At 63.1% G+C, this 20,363-nt stretch carries 17 protein-coding genes and 1 tRNA gene; 10 read left to right on the top strand and 8 right to left on the bottom strand.

Features of this window, described 5'->3' with window-relative positions:
- Positions 1–308: 308 nt before the first annotated feature.
- Complete coding sequence (locus DH08_RS28860; protein WP_192182661.1) at positions 309–884, top strand: hypothetical protein; 576 nt, start codon at positions 309–311, stop codon at positions 882–884.
- Positions 885–1,029: 145 nt separating this feature from the next.
- On the opposite strand, the gene DH08_RS28855 is transcribed toward DH08_RS28860, so the two are convergent.
- Positions 1,030–1,103, bottom strand: a tRNA-Gln gene (locus DH08_RS28855).
- Between the two features lie 200 nt (positions 1,104–1,303).
- Positions 1,304–2,233 carry a lysylphosphatidylglycerol synthase domain-containing protein gene (locus tag DH08_RS28850; protein WP_192182660.1) on the bottom strand — a complete coding sequence of 310 codons (930 nt, stop codon included), beginning with the start codon at positions 2,231–2,233 and terminating at the stop codon, positions 1,304–1,306.
- Between the two features lie 244 nt (positions 2,234–2,477).
- Between DH08_RS28850 and DH08_RS28845 the strand changes: the two genes are divergently transcribed.
- Both DH08_RS28845 and DH08_RS28840 read left to right on the top strand, forming a co-directional pair.
- Positions 2,478–3,821: a Ppx/GppA phosphatase family protein gene (locus DH08_RS28845; protein WP_192182659.1), complete on the top strand. Its 1,344-nt coding sequence runs from the start codon at positions 2,478–2,480 to the stop codon at positions 3,819–3,821.
- On the top strand, positions 3,818–4,555 hold the full coding sequence (locus tag DH08_RS28840) for an RlmE family RNA methyltransferase (protein ID WP_192182658.1): 738 nt from the start codon (positions 3,818–3,820) through the stop codon (positions 4,553–4,555). The genes DH08_RS28845 and DH08_RS28840 overlap by 4 nt, the downstream gene beginning before the upstream one ends.
- Positions 4,556–4,593: 38 nt before the next feature.
- Here DH08_RS28840 and DH08_RS28835 read toward each other — a convergent pair whose 3' ends face one another.
- Together DH08_RS28835 and DH08_RS28830 are read right to left on the bottom strand one after the other, a co-directional pair.
- Entirely contained in the window at positions 4,594–6,015 is a 1,422-nt protein-coding gene (locus tag DH08_RS28835) for an MFS transporter (RefSeq protein WP_192182657.1), read from the bottom strand.
- Positions 6,016–6,104: 89 nt separating this feature from the next.
- A complete protein-coding gene (locus DH08_RS28830) occupies positions 6,105–6,320 on the bottom strand; it encodes a hypothetical protein (protein WP_192182656.1) in 216 nt (71 codons plus the stop codon).
- On the opposite strand from DH08_RS28830, the gene guaB reads away from it, so the two are divergent.
- The 3 genes from guaB to DH08_RS28815 are packed head-to-tail and all read left to right on the top strand — an operon-like array spanning position 6,307 to position 8,835.
- Positions 6,307–7,809 carry an IMP dehydrogenase gene (guaB, locus tag DH08_RS28825; RefSeq protein ID WP_192182655.1) on the top strand — a complete coding sequence of 501 codons (1,503 nt, stop codon included), beginning with the start codon at positions 6,307–6,309 and terminating at the stop codon, positions 7,807–7,809. The two genes, DH08_RS28830 and guaB, sit on opposite strands and share 14 nt — an antisense overlap.
- 49 nt (positions 7,810–7,858) lie before the next feature.
- Positions 7,859–8,419 (top strand): hypothetical protein, encoded by a 561-nt coding sequence (locus DH08_RS28820; RefSeq protein WP_192182737.1) that lies wholly within the window; start codon positions 7,859–7,861, stop codon positions 8,417–8,419.
- Positions 8,416–8,835 (top strand): MAPEG family protein, encoded by a 420-nt coding sequence (locus DH08_RS28815; protein WP_192182654.1) that lies wholly within the window; start codon positions 8,416–8,418, stop codon positions 8,833–8,835. The genes DH08_RS28820 and DH08_RS28815 overlap by 4 nt, the downstream gene beginning before the upstream one ends.
- Positions 8,836–8,853: 18 nt before the next feature.
- On the opposite strand, the gene rnd is transcribed toward DH08_RS28815, so the two are convergent.
- Positions 8,854–10,005, bottom strand: coding sequence for a ribonuclease D (rnd, locus tag DH08_RS28810; RefSeq protein ID WP_192182653.1), 1,152 nt, complete (start codon positions 10,003–10,005; stop codon positions 8,854–8,856).
- 73 nt (positions 10,006–10,078) lie between these two features.
- Entirely contained in the window at positions 10,079–11,323 is a 1,245-nt protein-coding gene (locus DH08_RS28805) for an MFS transporter (protein WP_192182652.1), read from the bottom strand.
- Between the two features lie 183 nt (positions 11,324–11,506).
- On the opposite strand from DH08_RS28805, the gene DH08_RS28800 reads away from it, so the two are divergent.
- Positions 11,507–12,301 (top strand): GNAT family N-acetyltransferase, encoded by a 795-nt coding sequence (locus DH08_RS28800; protein WP_192182651.1) that lies wholly within the window; start codon positions 11,507–11,509, stop codon positions 12,299–12,301.
- 31 nt (positions 12,302–12,332) lie between these two features.
- Here DH08_RS28800 and DH08_RS28795 read toward each other — a convergent pair whose 3' ends face one another.
- On the bottom strand, positions 12,333–13,565 hold the full coding sequence (locus DH08_RS28795; RefSeq protein WP_192182650.1) for an MFS transporter: 1,233 nt from the start codon (positions 13,563–13,565) through the stop codon (positions 12,333–12,335).
- A 120-nt stretch (positions 13,566–13,685) separates the two neighbouring features.
- Between DH08_RS28795 and DH08_RS28790 the strand changes: the two genes are divergently transcribed.
- The gene (locus DH08_RS28790) at positions 13,686–14,444 is read left to right on the top strand and encodes a DeoR/GlpR family DNA-binding transcription regulator (RefSeq protein ID WP_192182649.1); all 759 of its coding nucleotides are present in this window, start codon (positions 13,686–13,688) and stop codon (positions 14,442–14,444) included.
- Positions 14,445–14,570: 126 nt separating this feature from the next.
- A complete protein-coding gene (aspS, locus tag DH08_RS28785) occupies positions 14,571–16,361 on the top strand; it encodes an aspartate--tRNA ligase (RefSeq protein WP_192182736.1) in 1,791 nt (596 codons plus the stop codon).
- A gap of 114 nt (positions 16,362–16,475) precedes the next feature.
- Here the strand turns inward: aspS and DH08_RS28780 are convergent, their stop codons facing one another.
- On the bottom strand, positions 16,476–17,663 hold the full coding sequence (locus DH08_RS28780; protein WP_192182648.1) for a hypothetical protein: 1,188 nt from the start codon (positions 17,661–17,663) through the stop codon (positions 16,476–16,478).
- A gap of 435 nt (positions 17,664–18,098) precedes the next feature.
- Here DH08_RS28780 and parC point away from each other — a divergent pair, with 435 nt between their 5' ends.
- Positions 18,099–20,351 carry a DNA topoisomerase IV subunit A gene (parC, locus tag DH08_RS28775; protein ID WP_192182647.1) on the top strand — a complete coding sequence of 751 codons (2,253 nt, stop codon included), beginning with the start codon at positions 18,099–18,101 and terminating at the stop codon, positions 20,349–20,351.
- Positions 20,352–20,363 lie beyond the last annotated feature (12 nt).

The raw sequence follows: 20,363 nt of genomic DNA, 5'->3' as shown, positions 1-20,363 counted from the left end.
TTCCTTTTTTGCTTTCTCGCGTCAATCGTATCGGAGTGGAGGGGAATCACATGCCAATGACTCACAAGGAGGCGATTGAAGATGGCAGAAAAGGAACTGAGATCAATGAACTTTCACTAGCTGAGATAATTTCTAATGCGCCGACCATAATAGCTATCGCCTCTGCCCTTTCTATTGCGGCGTCCCTTACCCATCAGATTGGTAAGCTGCTTCCTCTCGATAGCGTAAGTTTGGGGGTCATTACAGTCGTATATCTAATATAAAACGCGTCCAATATGCATGACGGCTTCTCGTCGTATCGAGCTGGCATGCAGAGTGCGGCGCGCGCGCCTAGCGCCACACCAAGCAGTGGGAAACTTCACAGCCTATGGACGTGGGTCGAAGAGAAACTTCACATAGTTGAAAATAATGTATTGGTTAAGGTTGTATTGAGCTTCCCGGTTTTTGTGATAGCACTTTTGCTGGAACTTACACAAAAGATTTGGCTATATTTGACTTTTGTAATCCTCATGATCGTTGCCCTGAAGGTTGCATGGATGATAATAGTGTCATCAAGGCAATTTGCAACAGAAATGATTCTGACAACATTATTTAGCTACATGGCTGTTCCACTACTTTACGGGTTAGCAAATGCCGCAGTCATTGTGTCCATCAAAGCTCCGGATCACTGGATATACGTGGAAGGTAAGGATCTTGCTTATAGTGTGAATATTATTAGCGTTGGTTCGACATATGTTGTAGCAATGGGGGTAGATAAACGGCTCTTATTGATCCCAAGCGGAAGAATAACTGCCATCGAAAGAATCATCCCTAGTGATACCCGCCCTCTCATCGATTTGTCTCGTTTGAATCTCTCGCACTCCGCCAACAGGCGAGATGAGTAGTCGCTAGGCTGTAGTCGCCGGTGCGGCTTTTGGTTCGCTAGTTGAACGTTGGTCTGCGAGCGGGCCGACCGGATAGGCCGCTAAACTGGTCCGGTTGTGATTTTCTGAAACGAGCCAACTGGCTGATTTATTGAAAAAATAGAGATGGCTGGGGAACCTGGATTCGAACCAGGACTAACGGAGTCAGAGTCCGTGGGTCTACCGTTAACCTATTCCCCAGCAGGCGCGGAGACCACGCGAAGCTGACGGCAAATTCGCCGTTGCGGCTGCCTTGTAGCCGCCGCCGGAAAATAGTCAAGCCTGCGCCGCGTTTCAATCACCAGGTTTGATCAGACTGTTCCAACGCCGCGTTCACCGGCGCGTCGTCAGGCCGAGAAAGTCATCCGAGCTTTACCCGGCGCCTCAATTCGCCCAGCACCTCAATTCTCCGTCCGGCTGTATTGCGAGTGTTCGAAGAACAGCACCACACAGAGCGCGATCATCAGCGGGATGATCAGGTAGAACAGGCGGAACACCAGGAGCGCCGCCAGCACGCCGACCGGGTCCATGTGCGACAGACCGGCAAGGAACACCACCTCGAACACGCCGAGGCCGCCCGGCGCATGCGAGATCTGCGCCACCGAGAACGACACCAGGAAGACGCCGACTATGACGAAATAGCCCGGGTTGCCGGCGGGGAGCGCAAAGAAGATGATCGCCGCCGCCGCCAAAAGCTCGATCGGACCTATCAGCAATTGCCGCGCCACGATCGGCAGCGCCGGATAGTGCAGCTGGAAGCTGCCGATCTTGAGCGGCTTCAGATGTAGCCAGCTGCCGAAGACATAGGCGCCAACGAGGATCAGCATGGCGAGGCCGGCGGCGATCGCCAGTCCATGGTGCGGGGCGCCGGAAAAACGGTCGATGATCTCGGGTTCGAACACCAGCACGAGGCCGCCGACGAGCAGGCTGGACAGCACGAAGGTGATCCAGCAGATGGCGACCAGCACGCCGACATCCTGGCCGCTGAGCCCCCTGGTGCCGTAGGCGCGGTAGCGGATCACGGCGCCCGAGATGACCGAACCGCCGATATTGTGCGACAGCGCATAGGTGGTGAACGAGCAGAAGGTGACGAACAGCCACGAGACCTTTTTGCCGATATGGAGCAGCGCGATGTGGTCGTAGCCGGCGAGCGAGGCATAGGCGATGACGGAACTCAAGGCTGCCAGCAGCCAGCCGCGCGCCGGAATCGCGACGATGCCGTCCCAGACATCGTCGATCGAGATGCCGCGCAGTTCGTGCCACAAAAGCAGGAGCGAGAAGATGACTGCCGCAATGCCGATGACCGGCCAGAGATAGCGTCTCCAGTTCATGCGTCGCAGCTCATCGTCAGGCTTTGGCCCCGCATCTCTTTCCCAGTCCGCCCTCGATTTCAGACATGCCTGATTGAAGCCGGCTATTCAACAGGCAAGCGTTGCCGGCGCATTGCGCCGCGAAAATTCACCCACGTGCACTCTTGGTGATCCGGCCCGGCGCTGTTAGTCTGGCCGCAACTTGAAACATTTAAGCGCCTGCTGCGTCCGGTCTCCGGTTCGCGCGGCGCCGGAAGGAACTGAAGTGGAAGACCACGACACCGGCGCTGGTGCGCCGGCAGTGGGCGTGTCCAGGGCTTCGCCGACGCCGCCAGGTCAGGCAAGCCCATCCGCCGGGCGGCATCACGAACGCCATGCGGGGCCAGGCAGCAGACATGCTGACGAGGCGGGCGAGGCCCAGCACCAGAAAGGCAAATCAAGAAAACGGCGCAAGCGCCGGCGCGGCCGCAAGGTTTTCGCCCGCGACGACAATCCTGCCGCGAAGGCACCGGCGCCAGTCGCGAGTGTCGCGCCGGTCACCCGTCAGCCCGAAGCCGCGCCTTCGCCGGTAGCGGCCCGGCCGCAGTACGGCCGGCCGCCGATGCAGGAACTGCCTGTGTTCGCCGCGCTTGATCTCGGCACCAACAATTGCCGCCTGCTGGTAGCGGTGCCGACGCGCCATGGCCAGTTCCGGGTTATCGATGCCTTTTCGCGCATCGTCAGGCTGGGCGAGGGGCTCACCGCCAATGGCCGCCTCGGTCAGGCCGCCATGGACCGCGCCGTCGAGGCGCTGAAGGTCTGCGGCGACAAGCTGCGCAACCGCAAGATCAGGAAGGCGAGGCTGATCGCCACCGAAGCCTGTCGCTCGGCTGACAATGGCGTCGAATTCCTCGCGCGCGTCGAGCGCGAGGCGGGGCTGAAGCTCGAGATCATCGACCGCCAGACCGAGGCGCGGCTTGCGGTATCGGGCTGCGGCTCGCTGGTCGAGCGCGACACACAAGGCGTCGTCCTGTTCGACATTGGCGGCGGCTCGTCCGAGATCGCGCTGATCGACCTCACCGGGCGTCGTTCGCCACGGCTCGCCAACCACATCGTCTCCTGGACCTCGCTGCCCGTCGGCGTCGTGTCGCTGGCCGAGCGCTTTGGCGGTCGTACCGTGACGCGCGAGATCTTCGCCGCCATGGTCGAGGATGTCGCGGTCCGGCTGAAGGCCTTCGACGGGCGCGACCGGTTGGCACATGTGCTCGCCAGTCCGAATTTCCACCTGCTCGGCACCTCGGGCACGGTGACGACGCTGGCCGGCGTCCATCTCGACCTCGAACGCTACGACCGCCGCCGCGTCGACGGGCTGTGGATGGACCGCGACAGCGTCGACCGCATGGTCGAAAAACTGGTCGGCTGGGATTTCCAGCAGCGCGTCGCCAACCCCTGCATCGGCGCCGATCGTGCCGACCTGGTGCTTGCCGGCTGCGCCATACTGGAAGCGATCCGGGCCGTGTGGCCGTCCGAGCGGCTGCGCGTCGCCGACCGCGGCCTGCGCGAAGGCATATTGAGCGAGTTGATGGCCGACGACTGCGTCTGGCGTAACGATGGGCGCGGCCGGCAATGAGCAAGAAACCGGAAAAGCCAGGTTCGGCCGGCATTCGCGTCCTGAAGACCAGGATCAAGAAGAAGAGTGGCCTGAAGGAATCGTCGCGCCGCTGGCTGCAGCGCCACATCAACGACCCCTATGTGCAGCGCTCCAAGGCCGACGGCTATCGCTCGCGCGCGGCCTACAAGCTGATCGAGATCGACGACAAGCACCATCTGCTGAAGCCCGGCATGAAGGTGATCGACCTCGGTGCCGCCCCCGGCGGCTGGTGCCAGGTTGCGGCGGCACGCACCAAGTCGACGGCGGACAATCCGCATGTCATCGGCATCGACTATCTGGAAATGGATGCCGTGCCCGGCGCGCCGGTTCTTTTGATGGATTTCCTCGACCCCGAGGCGCCGCAGAAACTCGCCGAGGCGCTCGGCGGCAATCCCGATGTCGTGCTCTCCGATATGGCAGCACCCACCACCGGCCACAAGCGGACGGACCACATCCGCACCATGCATTTGTGCGAGGTGGCGGCGGATTTTGCGCTTTCGGTCCTGAAGCCCGGCGGCCATTTCCTCGCCAAGACTTTTCAGGGGGGCGCCGAAAACGAATTGCTCTCCATGCTCAAGAAGAATTTCCGCTCGGTGCACCACGTCAAGCCGCCGGCGTCGCGGGATGAGTCGGTGGAGCTTTATCTGCTGGCGAAGGATTTCAAAGGGCGAGAACTCCCACCTTCGTCATCCCAGGGCGAAGCAGGAGCGTAGCAACGTCGCGGAGACTCTGGGACGACGAAGTCGTGGCGTCAGCTCCCCGGCGTGCTGACCGGCTCCAGTTCCTTGGGCATTGTCAATCGGCCATGTCCCGAAACGGCGTTGCCGGCATCGGGCGCCAGCCGCATGAACGACAGCGATGCGGCCGCCGATATCGCCGCCACGATGAACAAGGCGATGTGGAAATCACCGAGCGTCAGCGGCCCGCCGTGGATCGATGTCGACACTTCCAGGACGCCGCCCGCGACGGCCACGCCGAGCGCGATCGACAACTGCTGGAAAACCGCGGTGATGGGCGTCGCCTTGCTGGTGTCGGCGGCCGCAACCTCGGCATAGGCCAGTGCATTGACGCCGGTGAAGAACATCGAGCGGATGAAGCCGCCGACCAAAAGCATGGCGAGCATCAGCACATAGGGCGTGTCGGGCGTGAACAGGCCGTAGACGGCAATCGATGCCGCCGCCACCAGCGAGCCGACGATCAGCACGCGGCGGAACCCCGCCACCCGGAAGATCAGCGCGGTGACGAATTTCATGCCGATGGCGCCGATCGCCGACACGAAGGTGATCATGCCCGACTGGAACGGCGTCAGCCCAAAGCCGATCTGGAACATCAGCGGCAGCAGGAAGGGCACCGCGCCGATGCCGATGCGAAACAGCGAGCCGCCGAGCACGGACGAGCGGAACACCTGGTTGCGGAACAGCTCCAGCGCCAGCAGTGGGTTTTGGGCGCGACGCGCGTGCAGGAGATAGAGGGCGCCCGAGATCAGCCCGACGGCCACGGTGATCAAGCCGGCAATCGGCGGCAGGGCCGGCAGGCTGACCACCGACAGGCCGAAGACGACGCCTGACGCTGCCAGTCCGCTCAGCACGAAGCCGATGAAATCGAGCGGCGGCGTCTCGGCTGCTTCGGTTTCCGGCAGGAAGCGCGTGGCAAGCCAGATGCCGATGAGCCCGATCGGCACGTTGATCAGGAAGATCCAGTGCCAGGTGAAATAGGTGGTGATGAAGCCGCCGATCGGCGGCCCGACAAGCGGTCCGACCAGCGCCGGAACGGTCAGCCAGGACATGGCGGCGACCAGTTCGCTCTTCGGCGTCGCGCGTACCAGAACCAGGCGCCCGACCGGAGTCATCATGGCGCCACCTATGCCTTGCAGGAAGCGCGACACGACGAAGGCCGGCAGCGAATTGGAAACCGCGCAAGCGACCGAACCGACGATGAACACCGCGATCGCGGCGCGAAAGACATTCTTGGCGCCGAAGCGATCCGCCATCCAGCCGCTGATCGGAATGAAGATCGCCAGCGACACCAGATAGGCGGTCAACGCCAGCTTGAGCGCGATCGGGCTGGTGTGGATGTCGATGGCGATCGCCGGCAATGACGTCGCGATGACGGTCGAATCCATGTTTTCCATGAAAAGAGCGACCGCCAGGATGAGCGGAATGGTGCGGTTCACAAAACGCGTCCGGACTTGATTCTCTGTGTCGTCGACCGGGGGCAAGCCGACACCAGGGGCGGTTATCATGCCTCGGTCCGGATGTCGCATTAATTTGCTGTCACTTTTGTGCGACCGCAATCCTTGGTGGCGGCTGTCAGGACAAATCCCAGACTTTGCGATCGCGTTGCAACGATCGGCTTTTCATCGGCGCCGCGACGTGTTACCAGCCAGCGCCAATCCTGAAAGGGAAGAAACGAGTCGGCGCTGTCCATTACGGTCCAGCGCTTTTTTGTATTCCGAGGGCTGGCCATGGCAAAAATCATCGAAACGTCCACCGGCGCGCTGGCGCTGACCTTTGACGACGTGCTGCTGCAGCCCGGCCATTCCGAGGTCATGCCCGGCGAAACCGACATCCGTACCCGCATCGCCGGCGACATCGACCTCAACGTTCCGATTCTCTCTGCCGCCATGGATACTGTCACCGAGGCGAGGCTCGCCATCGCCATGGCGCAGGCCGGCGGTATTGGCGTCATCCATCGTAATTTCTCGCCGGCCGAGCAGGCCGAGCAGGTGCGGCAGGTGAAGAAATTCGAATCCGGCATGGTGGTGAACCCCGTTACCATCGGTCCCGACGCCACGCTCGCCGACGCGCTGGCGCTGATGCGGACCTACTCGATCTCGGGCATTCCGGTGGTCGAGAACGGCGGCGCGGGCGGCCACACGGTCGGCCACCTGGTCGGCATCCTGACCAATCGCGACGTGCGTTTCGCCTCCGACCCTGCGCAAAAAGTCTACGAATTGATGACCCGTGAGAACCTGATCACGGTCAAGGAGAATGTCGACCAGGACGAGGCCAAGCGTCTGCTCCATCAGCACCGCATCGAAAAGCTGGTCGTCGTCGACAAAAATGGCAATTGCGTCGGCCTGATCACCGTCAAGGACATCGAGAAGTCGCAGCTCAACCCGCACGCCACCAAGGATGCGCAGGGCCGCCTGCGGGCCGCCGCCGCCACCAGCGTTGGCGATGACGGCTTCGAGCGCGCCGAGCGGCTGATCGATGCCGGCGTCGACCTTTTGGTCATCGACACCGCGCACGGTCATTCGCAGCGCGTGCTCGATGCCGTCACCCGCGCCAAGAAGCTGTCCAACTCGGTGCGCATCCTGGCCGGCAACGTCGCCACTGCAGAAGGCACGCAGGCGCTGATCGATGCCGGCGCCGACGCCGTCAAGGTCGGCATCGGTCCGGGCTCGATCTGCACCACCCGCATCGTCGCCGGCGTCGGCGTGCCACAGCTTTCGGCCATCATGTCGGCGGTCGAGACGGCGCACAAATCAGGCGTCTCGGTGATTGCCGACGGCGGCATCAAATATTCGGGCGATCTTGCCAAGGCGCTCGCCGCCGGCGCCAGTGCGGCCATGATCGGCTCGCTGCTCGCCGGCACCGACGAGAGCCCGGGCGAGGTCTATCTGCACCAGGGACGTTCCTTCAAGGCCTATCGCGGCATGGGCTCGGTCGGCGCCATGGCCCGCGGCTCCGCCGATCGCTACTTCCAGGCCGAGGTCCGCGACACGCTGAAACTGGTTCCGGAGGGCATTGAAGGGCAGGTTCCCTACAAAGGACCTGTGTCCGGCGTACTGCACCAGCTTGCGGGCGGCCTGAAAGCCGCTATGGGTTATGTCGGCGGTCGCGATCTTGCCGATTTCCGCGACCGCGCCACTTTTGTGCGCATATCCAACGCCGGACTTCGTGAAAGCCACGCCCATGACGTCACGATCACCCGCGAAAGCCCGAACTATCCGGGTGGACTTTGATCAGGCCGATCAGCCGGAGCGGCAGGCGCTCTGGCGTAGCCTGACGGCGATGGTGCTCAGGCTGTCGCGCCACGCCGCGGCGCTCTGTGTCGCCACCGCGGCGGTCTTTGTCGCCATGAATGCGATGGAATTCCTCTATTTCCGCAGTTTGAGCGGCGGCCTGCCGTCGCTCGACATGCGCCTTGCCGGCTTCACCCCGGACGAGGGCATGGCCTGGCTGACGGCGCTTGGCCGGCGCGGCGGCGAGATCATCCTGGTCTGGCACTACCTGACCTTCGATCTGCTGTTCCCGGCGCTGCTGTCGCTGACCCTGGTTAGCCTGATTCTGGCAACCGGGCGGCGGCTGAGGAATTTCCGGGCGATGATCGCGCCGGTCCAGGCGCTGTTGGCGGTCGTGTTCGTGCTGCCCTACACGCTCGCCGATTACGCGCAGAACTTCGCGGTGGCGCGGCTGTTGTCCGACTTCCAGTCGGCCAATCCCGATTCGCTCGCTTTCGCCTCGGCGCTGACCGTCACCAAATTCGCGCTGCTAGCGATACCCTTCGCCGTCATCGCGGTCTTTTACCTGGCGGGGCAGCGGCGATCCGCTGAGGGCGGGGAGCGATCGTGAATCAAACTGCGATCTTCTGGCCTGTCCTGGCGCATGTGCTGCTTGTCTATATCGTCTATCTCGTGATGGCCCGTCGCCGGTATTTCGCCATCAAGTCCGGCGAGGCCAAGGTCGGTCAGTACAAGGTGCGTTCGACCGAGCCGGCCTCCAGCGTCACCGTCGCCAACAATCTGATCAACCAGTTCGAATTGCCGGTGCTGTTCCACGCGCTCTGCCTGGCGCTTTTCGTCACCAACGGCGTCAACTACCTGACGCTGGCGCTGACCTGGATCTTCATCCTGTCGCGCTATGTCCATGCGTGGGTGCATCTGACCAGCAACCGGGTGATGCTGCGCAGCCGCGCCTTTTTCTTCGGCGCGGTTGTCCTGCTGCTGGCCTGGATCTGGTTCGCGTTTCATTTGCTCGGGGCGGTCTGAGCCGCGCCAGCGCAGTCGCTACAGATCGAACAGCGCGATCTTGCGCTTGTCGAACTTGATGCCGATCTCGCCGCGCACCAGCTTGAGCGCCGCTTCGCCGAACACCGCGCGCCGCCAGCCCTGCAGGGCCGGCACGTCGGCGGCCTCGCCCTCGGCGGCGATGCGGTCGATGTCGTCGCTGGAAGCCAGCACCTTCGACGCCACGCCTTCCTTTTCGGCGACGATGCGCAAAAGCACTTTCAGCAGCTCCGACGCGGCATTCGAGCCCTCCGGCGGCTGGAAACTCTTCGGCAGCTTCGGCATCGCTTCCTTCGGCAAAGCCAGCGCGGTGTTGACCGCGCCGAGCAGGGCGGTTGCCGTCGCCGAGCGTTCCCAGCCTTTCGGAGTGGTGCGCAGGCGGCCAAGTCCCGCCGCATCGCGCGGCGCCTGCTGCGCGACCTCGTAGATCGCGTCGTCCTTCAGCACCCGCCCGCGCGGCACGTCGCGTTCGCGCGCCTCGCGCTCGCGCCATGCCGCCACCGCCTGCACGATCGCCAGCTCCTGCGGCTTGCGCAGCCGCATCTTCAGCCGCTTCCAGGCGTCCTCAGGATGCGGATCGTAGGTCTCGCGCGAGGTCAGCACCTCCATTTCCTCGTTCAGCCAATGGGCGCGGTTTTCCCGTACCAGTTCGGCGCTGAGGTGCTGGTAGACCTCGATCAGATGGGTGACGTCGGCCAGCGCGTAGTCGAGCTGCTTGTCGGACAAGGGACGATGGCGCCAGTCGGTGAAGCGAGAGGACTTGTCGAGCCGGGCACCGGTGATGCGCTGCACCAGCTGGTCGTAGGAGACGCTGTCGCCGAAGCCGCAGACCATCGCCGCCACCTGTGTGTCGAACACCGGATGCGGCACGAGATCGCCGAGATGGACGATGATTTCGATGTCCTGCCGCGCCGCGTGGAAGACCTTGACCACCGCTTCGTTGGCCATCAGCCGGAAGAATGGTTTCAGGTCGATGTCCGGCGACAGCGGATCGATCAGCGCCGTCACGCCGGGTGTCGCCATCTGGATCAGGCAGAGAATCGGCCAGAAGGTCGTTTCGCGGATGAATTCGGTGTCGACGGTGACGAAATCCGACTTTTCGAACGCGGCGACAACGGTCTCGAGTTCACTTTGGGTGGTGATGACGTGCATCAAATCGCTTTTGGCATCATATTAGGTCTCTTTCAATTTCAGCCGCGCGGGCTTTCGTCAAGCCGCCGCACGGTCATGTGTCCGTCGATCCGTCGGAATCACCGTTCCGCCGCGCCAGCCGCGCAAACACCGTCGATGTGCGCAACAGCGCGGTAAACCGGCTGCGGTGGCCCGCCGGCACGCCGGAGCGCACCTGCATCCGGTAAAGGATCACGATGATGAGAATGGCGTACACGACAGCGGTGAAAACAAACAGGGCGCCCGGTCCGAAATACTGCATCGCCGTCGAGGCCGCGAACGGGCCGCCGATGGCACCGAAGGAATAGAACAGCATCAGCGCCGCGTTGATCAGCACGAATTCGCCCTTGTCGGCGCGATCGTTGGAATGCGCCGCCGACAGCGAATAGAGCGGCATGGCGAAGCTGCCGAAGATGAAGACGATGACGAAGTTGAGGAACGGGTCGTTGCCGGGAATGAACGCCAGCACCAGCGCCGCGAGCATGGCGCAGCAAGTCGTCGCCAGGAGCACCGTGCGCCGGTCCCGGCGGTCGGAGAGGTAGCCCAGCGGATATTGGATGAGGGCCCCGCCGAAGATGCCGACGCTGACGAAGGTGACGACGTCGGCCACCGACATGCCGAGCTGTTCGGCATAGACCGGCGACAGCGTACGGAAGGCGCTGTTGGTGACGCCGACGCAGATGCAGCCGAAGCAACCGAGCGGCGAGATCCGCCAGACGCGTGCGAGATCGAGCTTGACGTCTTCCGGCGGCGTCGGGTTGGAGCGGTCGCCGAGCGATACCGGCACCAGCGACAGCGTGATCATCATCGACATGATGGCGAAGATGGTGAAGCCGCCGGCGCCGAAGACCGGGATCAGGAACTGCGCTGATGTCACCGAGCCGATATCGACCATGCGGTAGATGGCAAGCACGCGCGCGCGGTCCTTGTTGGTGACGCCGGAGTTGAGCCAGGCTTCCATGACGGTGAACAGGCCGGCGAAGCAGAAGCCGCCGGCAAAGCGTACCGCGCACCACATCACCGGGTCGATGACCAAAACCAGCAGCAGCGTGCCGGCCGATGCGGTCGCCGCCAGCGCGGCGAAGGTCCTGACATGGCCGACCGCCTTGAGGATGCGGGTGACGGCCAGGCAGCCGAGCAGGAAGCCGGCGAAGTAGAACGTGCCCAGCAGGCCGATAGTTGTGGCGGAAAACCCTTCCTGGGCACCACGCAGCGCGATCAGCGTGCCCTGCAGCCCATTGCCGCCGAGCAGAATGCCGGCGGCGATGAGGAGCGGGATCAGCGGGCGGATGGAGGACATGAAGGAAGGTAATCACTTTTCGTTGATCCTTCTTGAACCATCGCTACCGCCAATGCCAGCGGCAATTCCCGGCAGTGTTGAGCCAACAAGGCAGCCCGGCTGGTTCCAACAGAAAGCAGCTTGGTTGTTTTCCGCGGCTTGCTACACTCCATGGGGCTTATGACAAAAGGGTGGGGACTTTCCATGCCGGGCTATTTCGGCACGAAGCTTCAGCAGCGCGTGCAAGCTGAGGCTGAGGCGAGTGTCAACTTCATCAGAAAGACCCCTGGCGCGTGCCAGATTGGGCGCACGATGGGGTGTGATGATCCCGATCAGTTCGGGTGGGAGCTGATCGACAAGATCCTTGATCGCGACGGCATCTTCGGTTTTCGTATGATGCCTGCAGGCAAGGTGGACGAACTCAAGTCGCGATTGGCCAAGCGGGGCTACCGCTTCGACACTTGGGACGTGTTCGTGGCCGACCAGGCAAGTGCCTTGGTGGCATCGGAAGCGATTGTCGGTCGGGGATTGCCCGACGGATTTGTCGATAGAGACATGCCGGCCGAGCCGGATGGTGAGTATACGACCCGTACCCAGGCGCTCATGGCGGCGTCGGGCGTCGTGCCATTTTCGGGATCACTGCTGGCAGGAACCTTGGGACCGGCGACGACAGTGGTGGTGGGCGACGAGACAGGAGCTGTCGCGGCAACCGCGCATGGCTATTTGCCTCACAATCCCTACAGTGCCTATCACCGATATGCATGGGGCGGACTGGTTGCGGTCGCGGAATCGCATAGGGGCCGGGGACTCGGTGCCTACATCAACGCTCGCATGATCCTCAGTGTGTTTCGCGATCTGCATGCAACGCACATCTATGAGCTCGTATCGGCATCGAACATGCCTTCCAGACGAATGGTGGAATCATGCGGGCTTCGTCCAGATCCTGCTGTCGTGTGCGGTGCTGCCACGCCTAGTGAAAGTGCGCGCTTCACCCACTGACCGCCTGGGGACTTGATGACGGGAGACCAGTCTATGCCTCGCCGGCCCGCGCCAGTATTTTCTCTTGCTTCGGTTCGGACGCTTCGCCCAGCGGCGTTGCGGCCTCATTCGAGGAAGGCCGCCGCCCAAGCGAGCCGGCGGTCAGCAGGCTGAGCGCGATGAACGGGATGCCGATGGCAAAGGCCGAGCGAATCCCCCAATGGTCCGAGACGAAGCCGAGCAGCGGCGGGCCGAGCAGGAAGGCGACGAAGGAAATCTGCGACAGCGCCGCGACATTGATGGCCGCCGGGCGATCCGTCCGCTGGGCGGCCGCAGAGATCGCCAGTGGGAAGAGGGCGCTGCTGCCGATGCCCAGAAGGGCAAAGCCCAGCATGGACAGGAACGGGGCAGGCGACAGGAAGACCAGCAGCACGCCCGCCGCCATGCTCGCCAGCAGCACGCGCGCCACGCCGCTTGGCGAGTGGCGGTCGACGAAGCTGTCGGCGAAGAAGCGCGTGGTCGCTTGCGAGAAGGCGAACAACGCCACCGTGAAGCCGGCGACGAAGGGACCGGAATCGAACACGGTGCGCATGTAGATCGCCGACCAGTCGATGCTGGCGCCTTCCAGCAGCATCGCCGACAGCGTCACCGCGACGAGGACGAGGATCGGCAATGTCGGCCTTGCCAGCCTGGGCGCTTTGTCGCCATTGCCGGCGAAGCGGCTCGGCGCCGGTTCGTAGCCGCCGAGAAACAGCGCCATCGATATCGCCACGATCGGCACGACGATAGCCAGGTGCAGTTGAGGCGACATGCCGAGATGGCCGAGCGTCGCGCCGAACAGGCCGGCGCCGAAGAAGCCCATGCTCCAGAACGAATGCGCCCGGTTCATGATCCGGCGTTTCAGCAGGAATTCCGTTCTGTCGGCCTCGACATTGAGCATGATCTCAATGCTGCCGATCATCAGGCCGACCGGAAAAAGCATCAGGAACAGCGCTACAGGCCCCGGCGCATGCACCGCGATGGCATAGGCGGCGGCGACCAATGGCACCAGCCCGAGCAGCGCGCGACGGAAGCCAAACCGCTCCAGAATAGGGGTCGCCAGCGTCAGCGCGGTCAAGGTACCGATCGGTGTTCCGATCAGGCTGAGCCCGAGCGTGCCGTCCTCAATGCCCATGGCGTGCTTGATGTCTGGCAGCCGCGGAAAGATGTTGCCCATGGCGAACGAATAGATCGCAAACCCGGCATAGACCCGGTGTTGAGGGGCAAGGCTGAGGCCAAAAGTCATCGCGGTGCTTTCAACGAAAGAGAAACCGGCGGTTGGTTTGTCAAGCGGCTCGGTACACCCCGCTTCTTGCACAAACATGCAAAACATGCAAGAACGTGCAGGAAGAAACAGGATCATGCGATGCTCACCGATGAACGGCACCAACTCATCCGCGACCGGCTTGCGGCGGAGGGGAGGGTGCTGGCTGGCGAACTGGCGAGCCGCTTCGGCGTTTCGGAAGATACGGTCCGACGCGACCTGAGGGAAATGGCCAAGGCCGGGCAATGCCGCCGCGTCTATGGCGGCGCGGTCGCGGCCGCACCTTTCGCCGCCGCGCCGGTCAGCCTGCGCGGTAGCCATGCGGTCGAGGAGAAGATGCGGCTGGCGCGCGCGGCGGTGGCTCTGCTCTCAAGCGGGCAGAGCCTGTTCATCGACGGCGGCACCACCAATGCCGCGATCGCCAGCGCCATTCCGCGCGATCTCGCGCTGACGATAGCCACCAATTCGCTTGGCGTCGCTTCGGCTCTCTCCGATCACGCCTTGGTCGAACTGATCGTGCTTGGCGGCAGGTTCGACCGCGACCTCGGAACCTGCGTCGGCGCCGATACGCTGGCTGCCGTCGCGCAGCTCGGCGCCGACCTGTTTTTCCTGGGCTCCTGCGGTCTCGATGCCTCGCGCGGCGTGACGGCCTTCGATTCGGCGGAGGCCGAAGTGAAGCGGGCCATGGCCAGGAACAGCGCCGGCATCGTCATCGCCGTCACCAACGACAAGCTGGCCACGGCGGCGCCCTACCGCGTCGCCGGACCCGAAGCGATCCGCCATCTGGTGGTCGAAAAGACGGCGCCGGCCGCTATCCTCGCGGATTTCGAACACCAGGGCGCTGAAATCCACTTCGCCTGAACAGTTGGCGCGCCGCACCGGAACCGCCCGCTTGCCTTGACAAAGCCGGCCTCTCATGCGCTTTTCGCGCAAATTTCGAGCAGGGCGCACGGCCCGCAACCCAGCATCCGGACTTCACCCATGACAATGCATCGTTACCGCAGCCACACCTGTGCCCAGTTGAGAAAGAGCGACGTCGGCACGCCCGTTCGCCTGTCCGGCTGGGTGCACCGTGTGCGCGACCATGGCGGCCTGCTGTTCATCGACCTGCGCGACCATTACGGCCTGACCCAGATCGTCGCCGATCCGGATTCGCCGGCTTTCAAGATCGCCGAGACCGTGCGCGGCGAGTGGGTGATCCGCGTCGACGGCGAGGTCAAGGCGCGCCTGCCCGAGACAACCAACGCCAATCTGCCGACCGGCGAGATCGAGATTTTCGCGCGCGAGATCGAAGTGCTGTCGGCGGCCAAGGAACTGCCGTTGCCGGTGTTCGGCGAGCCCGACTATCCCGAGGACATCCGCCTCAAATACCGTTTCCTCGACCTGCGTCGCGAGACGCTGCACAAGAACATCGTGGCGCGGACAAAGATCATCGCCGAGATGCGTAAGCGCATGGGCGAGGTCGGCTTCACCGAATTCTCGACGCCGATCCTGACCGCTTCGTCGCCCGAGGGCGCGCGCGACTTCCTGGTGCCGTCGCGCATCCATCCCGGCACTTTCTACGCGCTGCCGCAGGCGCCGCAGCAGTACAAGCAGCTGATCATGGTGTCGGGCTTCGACCGCTACTTCCAGATCGCGCCGTGCTTTCGCGACGAAGATCCGCGCGCCGACCGGCTGCCGGGCGAATTCTACCAGCTCGACCTGGAGATGAGCTTCGTCGAGCAGGACGACGTGTTGTCGACCATGGAGCCCGTCCTGCGCGCGGTCTTCGAGACCTTCGCCAACGGCAAGCCGGTGACGCAGAAATTCCAGCGCATTCCCTATGATGTCTCCATGCGCAAATACGGCACCGATAAGCCGGACCTGCGCAACCCGATCGAGATGCAGGCGGTCTCCGACCATTTTCGCGAGTCCGGCTTCAAGGTGTTCGCCAACATCCTCGCCAACGATCCGAAGGCCGAGATCTGGGCCATTCCAGCCAAGACCGGCGGTTCGCGCGCCTTCTGCGACCGCATGAATTCCTGGGCGCAAGGCGAGGGCCAGCCGGGGCTGGGCTACATCTTCTGGCGCAAGGAGGGCGAGAAACTCGAAGGTGCCGGACCGCTGGCCAAGAACATCGGCGAGGAACGCACCGAGGCGATCCGCCTGCAGCTCGGCCTTGCCGACGGTGACGCGGCCTTCTTCGTCGCCGGCGACCCGAAGAAATTCGTCTCCTTCGCCGGTGCCGCGCGTACGCGCGCCGGCGAGGAATTGAACCTCGTCGACCGCGAGCGCTTCGAACTGTGCTGGATCGTCGACTTCCCGTTCTTCGAATGGAACGAGGAGGAGAAGAAGATCGACTTCGCCCACAATCCGTTTTCGATGCCGCAAGGCGGCATCGATGCGCTCAACGGCGGGGATCTGCTCGGCATCAAGGCGTTCCAGTACGACATGGTCTGCAACGGCTTCGAGATTGCCTCCGGCGGCATCCGCAACCATCTGCCGGAAACCATGGTCAAGGCCTTCGAGACGGTCGGGCTCGACCGTGCGACGGTCGAAGAGCGCTTCGGCGGCCTCTACCGTGCCTTCCAGTACGGCGCGCCGCCGCATGGCGGCATGGCGGCCGGCATCGATCGCGTCGTCATGCTTCTGGTCGGGGCCAAGAACCTGCGCGAAGTCACCATGTTCCCGATGAACCAGCAGGCCTACGATCTCCTGATGAACGCGCCCTCGGAAGCCAGCCCGCAGCAGCTCCGCGAACTGGCGCTGCGCGTTGCGGCCACCAAGAAGGACGCCTGATTCCGTTTCTGCCGGCACTTTAAAAAACGGCCGGAACCGATTCTTTCGATTCGACAATCCAACAAAAAGCCCGGCATCGCTGCCGGGCTTTTTCATCTCGTGAGACGGTCTCGATCAGTCTTCGTTCGCCTTGACCTTGACGCCCAGTGTCTTCGGCAGGTCGAGCGGGTTGGACATGGCGCCCGCCATGATCAGCGCGAACGGCACCGAGGCCGGCGGCTCGGCCGAAATCTCGAGGCTCTTCGGGTCGTCCAGATACTTGCTTACCGCGGCCGTCACTTCGGCCGTCAGTTCCGGATTGTTGAGCTGCGCCATGCCGAACGGCACGATCGCCTTGGCCTGGTTGGCGATGTCCTTGGCCGACATGCCCTGCTGCTTGCCGACATACTCCAGCACCTTGCCGGTCAGCGAATCGTCGTCGAAGCGGATCGAGGCGCCGTTGAAGGAGAGCTGCTGCATCAGGCCGAGCATGGCCATGCCTTGCGCCGAATTGTCGGCGCCTTCGGGCTGCGCCGCCATCTTCTTCTGCATCTCCTGCACCGACTTGACGAAATCGAGTGTGTAGCCGCCGAGGTCGAAGGTCATGCCGAACTTGCCGGCATTGTCGACCGCGATGTCGTATTTCGACAGTTCCATCTTGCCGTCCGAAGGCTGCCAGGTGCCGGCCACGTCGATATTGCCGGTGATGTTCTGGTAGCCGAGCGCGTCGATGACCTCCTTCGACTTCGGGTCCTCGACGAGGGTTAGGTCGGCATTGAACTTTTCCGTCGTGCCGGTGAATTCCATCGCCTTGCCGTCGGCGGGCGGTGTGATTTCGATGGCGAGGCCGTCCATCGAGAAGGCGGTCTTGTCGGCGACCTTGACCGTCATGTTGGCGAGTTCGGCCGATGTGTACATCAGCATCGATCCCGTCGGTCCGGTGGCGCCGTCAGCTGGAATAGTCATGTCATGGATGACGAAGGGGCTGAGATCGAGCGTGATGCCGTCCTGGGTGCGTTGGAACGCCGCGGTCGACACGGTTGCGACGTCATAACCGCCATTGGCCTCGGTCACGCCCTCGAGCTTGACGTCGCCGATCGGCAGCGCCTCCTTCTCGGCCGCCGGTTTCACCGACACGCCCTGCAGGACCATGCTGGTGGCGTCGCCGGTCACTCCGGTCCAGGAAATGTCGACGCCCTGAGCGGCAAGCGTCGCCTTGAGCCGGTCAGCGACGGCAGTGTCCTGCGCGAAAGCGGCATTCAGCGGCAGCGTCAGCAAAAAGGTCGAAAAAGCGAGTTTGCGGAATGAGTGTTGGATTGTCATTGCAAGTCCCCTGAGATTTCCTGAAAAATTGTCTTCATCGGTTACGCCATCACCATTCTGAGACGAACTGGACGGGATAAAGGCGTTGTCGGACAGAATGGTCGAAAATCACGACGAAAGGCAAACCCGATCCTCGGTCTTTGCGTGGTGCGGTGAATTTGTCATGAAGATCGGATTTCCATGCGTCATCGCGTCATGCCTTAGACAGGGCTTGTAACAGATTGATGTTGGCCGGCGCCGGCACCGCTTCCGATGCTGTTGCACATAGACGTGGCCGCGCCGGCAATTCCGTGAAGTCCATCACACCCCTATGGTGGATTTGAGGTGCCGCCGCCGCCCGGGCTTCGCCCTTAATTACCGCCCCAAGGCCTTACGAAGTGCGGATTCCCACACCCGCGTCTTGCCGCGAATCACCCGCTCGGCTAGTGCAGCGCCATGGGAAAAAGGCTTTTGCCGCCTCAAGATGGCGGCGGTGACCACGTCGAACCGGTCGATCTGAAGAAGGCGCTGGAAGAGCGCTACCTCGCCTATGCGCTGTCGACCATCATGCACCGGGCGCTGCCGGACGTGCGCGATGGGCTGAAACCGGTGCACCGCCGCATCATGCATGCCATGCGACTGCTCAGGCTCAATCCAGACCAGGGTTTCGCCAAATGCGCCCGTATCGTCGGCGAGGTGATGGGCAAGTTCCACCCGCATGGCGACCAGTCGATCTACGACGCGCTGGTGCGCCTGGCGCAGGATTTCTCGATGCGCTACCCGCTGGTCGACGGGCAGGGCAATTTCGGCAATATCGACGGCGATAACGCCGCCGCCATGCGTTACACCGAAGCGCGCATGACCGATGTGGCGACCGAGCTGCTCGCCGGCATCACCGAGGACGCGGTCGACTACCGGCCAACCTACAATGAGGAGGACGAGGAGCCGGTCGTGCTGCCCGGCGCCTTCCCGAACCTGCTGGCCAACGGTTCGTCCGGCATTGCCGTCGGCATGGCGACCTCGATCCCGCCGCACAACGCCGCCGAGCTTTGCGATGCGGCACTGCACCTGATCGAGAATCCGGACGCGCCGGTGACGGCGTTGATGGAATTCGTCCAAGGGCCGGATTTCCCGACCGGCGGCATCATCGTCGACAGCCGCGCCTCGATTCTCGAAGCCTACGAGACCGGCCGCGGCGGTTTTCGCGTCCGGGCGAAATGGAGCCAGGAGGACCAGGGCAGGGGCACCTGGAGCATCGTCGTCACCGAGATTCCCTATGGCGTCCAGAAGGCCCGTCTGATCGAAAAGATCGCCGAGCTTCTGATGGCGCGCAAATTGCCGCTTCTGGAAGACATCCGCGACGAGAGCGCCGAGGACATCCGCGTCGTGCTGGTGCCGAAGAGCCGTTCGGTCGATCCGGGCATCCTGATGGAATCGCTGTTCAAGCTGACCGAGCTTGAAAGCCGCTTCCCGCTCAACATGAACGTGCTGTCGCGCGGCAAGGTGCCGAACGTGCTGTCGCTGAAGGGCGTGCTCAAGGAGTGGCTGGAGCATCGCCGCGACGTGCTCATCCGCCGCTCGAAGCATCGGCTTGGCGAGATCGAAAGGCGGCTGGAAATCCTCGCCGGCTATTTGATCGCTTACCTCAACATCGACGAGGTGATCAGGATCATCCGCGAGGAGGACGAGCCCAAGCAGGTGATGATGGCCCGCTGGTCGCTCACCGACTCCCAGGCCGAAGCCATCCTCAACATGCGCCTGCGCGCCTTGCGCAAGCTCGAAGAGATCGAGATCCGCAAGGAGTTCGACGGCCTCACCGCCGAGAAGAAACAGATTGAGGCGCTGCTGGCGTCGAACGCCAAGCAGTGGGCGACGATCAAGTGGGAAGTCACCAGCATCCGCGACAAGTTCGGCCCGCAGACCGAGCTCGGCAAGCGCCGGACCCAGTTCGCCGACGCGCCCGAGCATGACCTGACCGACATCGCGCACGCCATGATCGAGCGCGAGCCGGTCACCGTGGTTGTCTCGGAAAAGGGCTGGCTGCGGGCGATGAAGGGTCATCTGAGCGACCACTCGACGCTCACCTTCAAGGAGGGCGACAGCCTCAAGCTCGCCTTCCATGCCCAGACGACCGACAAGATCCTGGTCTTCACCACCGGCGGCAAGTTCTACACGATCGGCGCCGACCGGCTGCCGGGCGGGCGCGGCCATGGCGAGCCGATCCGCATCATCGTCGACATGGACAACGACCAGGACATCGTCACCGCCTTCATCCACGATCCCAAGCGCAAGCTGCTTCTGGTGTCCTACGACGCCAACGGCTTTGTCGTGCCGGAGGAGGAGGTCGTCGCCAACACCCGCAAGGGCAAGCAGGTGATGAACGTCAAGGCACCGGACGAAGCCAAGCGGTGCCTGCCGGTCACCGGCGACCATCTCGCCATCGTCGGCGAGAACCGCAAGATGCTGATCTTCCCGCTGGCCGAGATCCCGGAGATGGGCCGCGGCAAAGGCGTTCGCCTGCAGAAATACAAGGACGGCGGCGTACTCGATCTCAAGACGTTCACACTCGAAAGCGGCCTGTCCTGGCAGGATTCGGCCGACCGCACCTTCATCAAGTCGCGCGAGGAACTGGTGGAGTGGATCGGCGCACGGGCGTCGGCCGGACGCATGGTGCCGAAGGGGTTCCCGCGGACGGGCAAGTTCGGGTAGCAAGGCGCGCCT

Source organism: Mesorhizobium amorphae (assembly GCF_014843845.1).
Classification (GTDB): Bacteria; Pseudomonadota; Alphaproteobacteria; order Rhizobiales; family Rhizobiaceae; genus Mesorhizobium; species Mesorhizobium amorphae_A.
Note: the sequence above shows the minus strand (reverse complement) of the source record. Positions and strands in the feature narration are given on the sequence as shown.

Coding starts and splice junctions, on each gene's coding strand:
- DH08_RS28860 (WP_192182661.1), top strand. CDS start 309: ATGCAGAGTGCGGCGCGCGCGCCTAGCGCCACACCAAGCAGTGGGAAA.
- DH08_RS28850 (WP_192182660.1), bottom strand. CDS start 2,233: ATGAACTGGAGACGCTATCTCTGGCCGGTCATCGGCATTGCGGCAGTC.
- DH08_RS28840 (WP_192182658.1), top strand. CDS start 3,818: ATGAGCAAGAAACCGGAAAAGCCAGGTTCGGCCGGCATTCGCGTCCTG.
- guaB (WP_192182655.1), top strand. CDS start 6,307: ATGGCAAAAATCATCGAAACGTCCACCGGCGCGCTGGCGCTGACCTTT.
- DH08_RS28830 (WP_192182656.1), bottom strand. CDS start 6,320: ATGATTTTTGCCATGGCCAGCCCTCGGAATACAAAAAAGCGCTGGACC.
- DH08_RS28820 (WP_192182737.1), top strand. CDS start 7,859: ATGGTGCTCAGGCTGTCGCGCCACGCCGCGGCGCTCTGTGTCGCCACC.
- rnd (WP_192182653.1), bottom strand. CDS start 10,005: ATGCACGTCATCACCACCCAAAGTGAACTCGAGACCGTTGTCGCCGCG.
- DH08_RS28805 (WP_192182652.1), bottom strand. CDS start 11,323: ATGTCCTCCATCCGCCCGCTGATCCCGCTCCTCATCGCCGCCGGCATT.
- DH08_RS28800 (WP_192182651.1), top strand. CDS start 11,507: ATGCCGGGCTATTTCGGCACGAAGCTTCAGCAGCGCGTGCAAGCTGAG.
- DH08_RS28795 (WP_192182650.1), bottom strand. CDS start 13,565: ATGACTTTTGGCCTCAGCCTTGCCCCTCAACACCGGGTCTATGCCGGG.
- DH08_RS28790 (WP_192182649.1), top strand. CDS start 13,686: ATGCTCACCGATGAACGGCACCAACTCATCCGCGACCGGCTTGCGGCG.
- aspS (WP_192182736.1), top strand. CDS start 14,571: ATGCATCGTTACCGCAGCCACACCTGTGCCCAGTTGAGAAAGAGCGAC.
- DH08_RS28780 (WP_192182648.1), bottom strand. CDS start 17,663: ATGACAATCCAACACTCATTCCGCAAACTCGCTTTTTCGACCTTTTTG.
- parC (WP_192182647.1), top strand. CDS start 18,099: ATGGGAAAAAGGCTTTTGCCGCCTCAAGATGGCGGCGGTGACCACGTC.